Genomic DNA, 6186 nt, shown 5'->3' on the forward strand with positions numbered 1-6186 from the left:
GAGGCTGTCGCAATCATTGAGGAAAGCCTCGCCGCAGCATAACTGCGCCCAAAAGAGGGGCCCACGCGGCCTGAACAAAACTTTGCAACAGAGCCGCGGGAAATCGAGATCCGCTCGGACAAGACCCTGCCACACCTGCACGATGCCATTCAGGCGGCTTTCCTATGGTACGACATGCACCTGTGGGACTTCGAGATTGGTGACCGGACATATCAGATGAAAAGCGAGGCCTTCTGGATCGAGCCGATGTTCGGGCCACCCGTGATGGAGGTCACTACGAAAAAGCTGGACTTTTTCCTGAACGCCAAGGTGCCACCGGTGATCTACACCTATGACTTTGGCGATGATTGGGCGCATCGCATTGAGCTCGTCTCAACACGCACGGTTGTGCCAAATGAGCCATTGCCGCGTTTTGTCGGCGGCCAATGGGCAACCCCGCCCGAGGACATTGGAGGCCCGCCCATGTACGAAGTCTTCAAGGAGGCGCAGAAGAATACAAACCACCCGGAACATGACTGGGCGAAGAAAGCAGGATACGTTGACTGGGCTCATGATGAAATCCACGCCGATGCTGTCAGTGAGCAGTTCGCGAAACTGCAGAGACAAAAGACACGGCGGACATCACGTTGGGTTATGGAGGGCTAGAGGCGTCATAATGGGTATACTCATAGTGACAACGCGCATGAACAGCGAAAGCAGCCGTTTTCCTATTCACTTTGGGTCTTTTTTAGATAATGAACAGATCACGTCAGAGGCACACCCATAATGAACACTTATCAGGCCAAAATCGGATATGCGCGCACTTCGACCGTCGAACAGAACCTCGATGCGCAGATTGCTGTCTTGAAAGAGGCCGGGTGCGGCATGGTCCGCACCGAGCAAAAGAGCGGGACCAGCCTGGAGGGACGACCCGAACTCAAGACGATCCTCGACTTCATCCACCCAGGAGAAACGCTGGTCGTCACGCGCATTGACCGGCTGGCCCGCAGTCTCAGTGATCTGCAGGCTATCGTCACTCACCTGAAATCCAAGGGCGCGCACCTGGCGGCCACCGAGCAGCCTGTGGATACATCCACGGCAACCGGAAAAGCCTTTTTCGATATGCTTGGCGTTTTCGCTGAGTTCGAAACCAACCTGCGCCGGGAGCGCCAGGCCGAAGGCATTGCCTCAGCAAAGCAGCGCGGTGTCTATCGCGGGCGCAAACCCAAAATCGATCTCGAGGCCATTCAGGCGAAGCTGATCGACGGCTGCTCGCCCACCGAAATCGCGCGAGAGATGCGGATATCGCGCGGAACCGTCTATAAAGCAAAGGCCCAAATGACCTTGAACCACAATGGCAACGGGACGGCTGCGTCATGAAAAAGAACACCCGCAAGCCAAAGGCCCCCGCGAAAAAAACGTCGGTCCAGACAAGTTCCAAAGTTTCCCCGCCGCGCAATCTGACACCAGAGCTGTGCGATCGCCTACGCCGAGACATGATGAAGGCCTGCCTCGCCGTGGCTGAAACACATGGGTTGACGGTCGAAGGCGGCGAGTTGAGCGATATCGATCTGCGTCATAGCTTCAACATCGGCTTCCGCGTCGGCATTCCGATGGAAGACGGCGCGATCTACTCGCCGGACAAAGCCATGTTCGAAGTGCTCGCACCGCATTTCGGGCTGGAGCCATCTGATTATCGCCGAACGTTTAAAACCGGTGGAGACCTTCACCGGATCGTTGGGATCAACCCCAACAGACCCAAATACCCTATCAGCACTGAACGGGTCTCCGACGGTCGAGGCTTCAAGATGCCAGCCGAGAACGTCACTTTGTATCTGCAGCGGTCAGACTGATAGAGAGTACTTTCTTTGTTCTCTCAAAAGCCCAAATATGCAGCTTCGGGCCAGCTAGGCCAATCAGAGCAGATCGGCAAACTGCTCTAGGTCAGCAACAGTTGCGACCAGCCCTTGCTGTGTCAGGATCGACAAATACTCGTCAACGCTCTTGCGCGGGTTTTTGAGGCGCGCGCGAACTTTGCGCAGCGCTGAACAAACCAGGCCAGGCGTGAGAGAAAGCTGATCCCGGAAGAAGTCATCGGGGTGCTGAGTCTCGATGCCGAACGGCGCGAGTCTCTCGGGCGGGAAGTCCTTCAGGTTCTGAGTGACGATAGCGTCACAGCGCCCGACGATGGCGGCTGAGAAAACCCGCGGCCGCGACAATGACCAGAAGGTGGAGCGCGCTTTGCATGGTCTCTCCTTTAGCCCAAACCTGGATGGCTTGAAACACGGGCGGAGTTTCGTGTGTTTTCGTCATTATCCGCCAGAGAGTTAACCTTCACATCAGGCCGTGCTATGCGCGTGCCATGACGCAGCGCACACAAGACCCCCCGATGCAGATCGCCAAGCAGCGCTTCAAGTTGCGGGGCTGGATCACCTCCAGGCTTTGGGCACAGGTGATGGCCGGGATGATCCTGGGGTTTGGGCTCGGTCTGCTCCTGAGCGAGGCAACGGGACTGGTACAGCCGGACACCGCGGAAGTGATCGGGATCTGGCTGGCGCTGCCCGGCAAGATATTTCTGGCGTTGATCGCCATGGTGCTGATCCCGCTGATCTTCTCGTCTATCGTGGGGGGACTCTCGGGTGCCGGATCGGGCGAGGAGTTGCGCTCGGTCGGGTTGCGGCTGGCGGCCTTCATCCTTTCGACGACGACTGTCGCGGCGACCATCGGCGTGATGCTGGCTCAGTGGCTCAAGCCCGGCGAGGGGCTTGCCGGTTTTTCGGCGGGGCCTGCCGATCCGGCCCTAGTGGATCTGAACGGCGCGATACCGGACGTGCCGGATCAGGAGGCGCCAGCCGCCCTGCCGGACATGATCGTCAATATCCTGCCGACCAACCCCACCGCGTCGATCGTGCAGGGGGACATGCTGGCCGTCGTCGTGCTTGCGCTGCTGGTCGGCATTTCGGTAACCCAGGTTCAGGACAAGCGCGCCGCGCCGTTCCTGGCCTTGATGGATGCGGTGCTATCGATCTCGATGAACATCGTCAAATGGGCGATGTTTCTGGCGCCTTTCGCGGTCTTCGGGCTGATGGCACAGCTGGTGATGCGCATGGGGTTCGAGACGATGCTCGGCATTTCTGGATATGTCGGCAGCGTTCTGCTGGGGCTGGCCGCCCTGCTGAGCCTCTATTTCCTGATCGCGCTGCTCTTTGCGCAGGTCACGCCGGTGCGCTTAGTGAAGGCGGCGGGCAGCAACCTGTTGTTGGCCTTCTCGACCTCCAGTTCCTCAGCGGTGATGCCGGTGACAATCCAGACGGCGCGCAAGCTTGGCGTGCCGGAAAACATCGCCAACCTGGTCGTGCCGCTCGGGGCGACGATGAACATGGCCGGCACCGCGCTCTATCAGGCCGTCGCCATCCTGTTCCTCGCACAGCTTGCCGGGGTGGACCTGACCGCCGTCCAGATTTCCGTCGTCGTCGGGACGCTGGTGGCGTCCAGCATCGGCGCGCCCGGCACGCCGGGCGTCAGCATCGCGATCCTGGTCAACGTAGCGACGAACATGGGCATCCCGGTCGAGGGTATGGTGATCATTCTCGGCGTCGACCGACTGCTCGACATGTGCCGTACAGCAGTCAATGTCACCGGTGATTTGGTAGCTGCGGTGCTGCTGCGCGCCGTCGGGAGAAATCCCGTCGAAACCGCATAAGGCTAGCAATACAGTTTTAGGCAGCGGGCTCATAAAATTCGATCCACAGCCTGACCGACGCCAGTTTGATCATCGACAAGAAATTGCGTGACGTCTTCATGCCCTCGTTTTGGAGGGAAAGACTGTCGGGCGCCTGTCCGAGGCAGCAGAGCTGAAGGTGCAGGATCTGTCGCTTGCCGCCCGAAGGGGTGGCCATGATCTTGCGACCCTTCATGGAAAGGGCGGCAAGATCCGCCAGTGCCCGTTATGGCCAGAAACCGAGCGGGCTCTTGCGCACGAAATCCGGGATCGCGAAGGGGATACACCTGTCTTTGTCAGCAGGCTTGGGGCAGGGTTCACGCGGTTCGGCGTCTATCGCCTGATCGAGCGCTGCGCTGCGCATGTTCCTGCGCTCGCCGGCCGCACGATCACGCCAGATGTGATCCGACATACGACCGTCTGCCATCTTGTCCTTGCCAGGGTGGACATCAACACCATCCGCGCATGGCTTGGTGTCGCGTTGCCCTTTAATCGGCTCTGCCTCAATCTGTGTGGCGGAACGGTAGCATTCTCGCCCGCAACAATTCTGGACCGGCTCGACCGTACATGGCGCGTTTGAGCGTCTTCAGGCGATTGATCTGACCTTCTGCTTGGCCGTTGCTCCATGGCATCTCGATGGCGTTTTTGACTGCATCGAAGTCCCGGTTCAATGTGCGGGCAAAGCGCACGATGGGCGCCAGATCGGTTTCGATCGCGTTGTCGATCCATGCTGGGAGCGGGTCTGCTTGGCGGCTGCGCAGGATACCGTTGAACCGCATGGCGAGACTTCGCATCGTTGCGAAGGCGGGAGAACCGGCCTTGAGCGCGTCGACTTTCCGCGCTTGATCCGGGGTGAGCTTTCCGCGGGGTTTGATGCACAGCGCGGCTGCGATGACCGGGGAAATCGCGTGCCCCGTTTCCGGGTCCCGGACTGGCTTAAGGATTTCGTGCTCTACCTTGGAGTCGCTCCCTTGCTGTTCTGCTTTTCGCCAGCCCGCCAACAGACGCTGCAAATGCGACTGACTCCCCTCGTAACCGCGCTCTCGGATCAGACGGAACAGGGCGCTGCCAGTTCGAATGCCCTCCTTCCAGCTTTGGCTCAGGAACTCTTCAAAGTACCACGGCGATGTCGGCTTCAAAGCGGCCCGCCTGCGGTCCGGTGGTGTCTCGAACTGCAGCCATTTCGCGATGCTGCGACGCGGGAACCCTGTTCGCCGCCCGATCTCGCTGCATGAAAGCCCCTGATTTCGGAGCGCATGAATGGTGGCGAAAATCTCTTCCCGAGACGTCCTATGCGCCAGGCGTGACTTCAGAAGGCTGCCGGCTGCGGTGATGTTGTCGGCGTCGGACAGCAGCGCCCTGCCGGTCGCACGGCCGTGAAGGTTCATTTGCTCCTCGATGGCCTGCCGCAGGTTTTGTACGATATGGAACCGGTCAGCGACCTGCTTCGCCTGCGGTGCCCCTTGCCGTGCTGCCTGGGCGTAGAGACCGCAGCGATCTCTGCTGATCACTTCCACCTCGGGGTGTCGCTTCAGCCAGTTGGTGCAGCTGACGACATCTCGATCCTCAAGAATGTCGATCACCACGCGACGCTCCAGATCCACAATGATCGTGCCGTAGGTTTGCGATTTCCGCCAACTCCAGTCGTCGATCCCGATGACTGTCGGCGACTCGCCACTGTCTTGGGCACGGTTCTTCAGCTGCCTAAGCACCGTGTCATCGCTGACTCCAAGGCCCAAACGATGCAACAACCGCTCGGCTGGCCGTCCGCCGGTCGCATGCCCAAGATGGGTGACAATCTCCCCGACACGCGAAGTACGACGTGCAAATGGACGCGCAATCGAGGCGATTTGGTCTGAGAATGTCCGGCGTGGGCAAGCGGGTGCCTGACATCGCCAACGGCAAATTGCGAGATCAACCGTTACCTCGTCTCCATGCGCGGGATAATCCTGCAGCCGCCGACGCCGCCAGCCGTGACGTCGGCGTGAATGCAATCCACAGTCTGGGCAAATGCCGTTGGGAGCCAAGACGCCAGATACAATCCACCCGCCTCTTTCACTTCGCTCAACGCTTTGAACGGCAACATCGCTCCCGGGCGACCAGTGCTTCTTCGAACTCACAACTATACCTCCTGAATTTTCCAGTTTCAGGATAGTTGCGCCACACAAAGTGAGGCAGAACCGATTAAAGGGCAACGCGACAGTAGGTCTTTCGTGGTTCATGCCGTTCTCCTTTACCAAATGGAAACTGATATAGGGCTGTCGGTCTCAAAGGTCGATCCGCCTGAGGCGCAGCGCGTTGGTGATGACAGATACCGACGACAGACTCATAGCGGCGGCGGCGATCATCGGCGACAGCAACAGGCCGACAAACGGATACAGAACCCCGGCGGGCTCTGTTGCAAAGTTTTCTTGATGAGGTCACTTTCGAGCGTGGTCAGGCAGGAGAGCGGTTGTCATGAACGATTTCAAAGGGCGTCATTTCAC

Annotated in this window: 7 protein-coding genes; 5 read left to right on the forward strand and 2 right to left on the reverse strand. The window is 59.2% G+C overall.

The features are described 5' to 3' along the window. Window positions 1–108: 108 nt before the first annotated feature. The 3 genes from BUB53_RS21960 to BUB53_RS21970 all read left to right on the forward strand — a co-directional run bounded on the left by BUB53_RS21960 (window position 109) and on the right by BUB53_RS21970 (window position 1832). Window positions 109–645, forward strand: a complete 537-nt coding sequence (locus tag BUB53_RS21960; protein WP_268238486.1) for a plasmid pRiA4b ORF-3 family protein — start codon at window positions 109–111, stop codon at window positions 643–645. A 120-nt stretch (window positions 646–765) separates the two neighbouring features. Next, entirely contained in the window at window positions 766–1359 is a 594-nt protein-coding gene (locus tag BUB53_RS21965; protein WP_073038196.1) for a recombinase family protein, read from the forward strand. Then, window positions 1356–1832, forward strand: a complete 477-nt coding sequence (locus BUB53_RS21970) for a hypothetical protein (RefSeq protein ID WP_229709630.1) — start codon at window positions 1356–1358, stop codon at window positions 1830–1832. Before BUB53_RS21965 ends, BUB53_RS21970 begins: the two co-directional genes overlap by 4 nt. 63 nt (window positions 1833–1895) lie before the next feature. Here the strand turns inward: BUB53_RS21970 and BUB53_RS21975 are convergent, their stop codons facing one another. Continuing rightward, window positions 1896–2198, reverse strand: coding sequence for a hypothetical protein (locus BUB53_RS21975; protein WP_229709631.1), 303 nt, complete (start codon window positions 2196–2198; stop codon window positions 1896–1898). Between the two features lie 143 nt (window positions 2199–2341). Between BUB53_RS21975 and BUB53_RS21980 the strand changes: the two genes are divergently transcribed. Beyond that, window positions 2342–3682: a dicarboxylate/amino acid:cation symporter gene (locus BUB53_RS21980; protein ID WP_084729450.1), complete on the forward strand. Its 1341-nt coding sequence runs from the start codon at window positions 2342–2344 to the stop codon at window positions 3680–3682. 109 nt (window positions 3683–3791) lie between these two features. Beyond that, the gene (locus tag BUB53_RS21985) at window positions 3792–4280 is read left to right on the forward strand and encodes a tyrosine-type recombinase/integrase (RefSeq protein ID WP_268238485.1); all 489 of its coding nucleotides are present in this window, start codon (window positions 3792–3794) and stop codon (window positions 4278–4280) included. On the opposite strand, the gene BUB53_RS21990 is transcribed toward BUB53_RS21985, so the two are convergent. Beyond that, window positions 4204–5820, reverse strand: coding sequence for an ISL3 family transposase (locus BUB53_RS21990; protein WP_073038202.1), 1617 nt, complete (start codon window positions 5818–5820; stop codon window positions 4204–4206). The genes BUB53_RS21985 and BUB53_RS21990 overlap by 77 nt on opposite strands. Between the last annotated feature and the right edge of the window lie 366 nt (window positions 5821–6186).

The sequence above is a fragment of the Roseovarius pacificus genome (assembly GCF_900142665.1).
Taxonomy (GTDB): domain Bacteria; phylum Pseudomonadota; class Alphaproteobacteria; order Rhodobacterales; family Rhodobacteraceae; genus Roseovarius; species Roseovarius pacificus.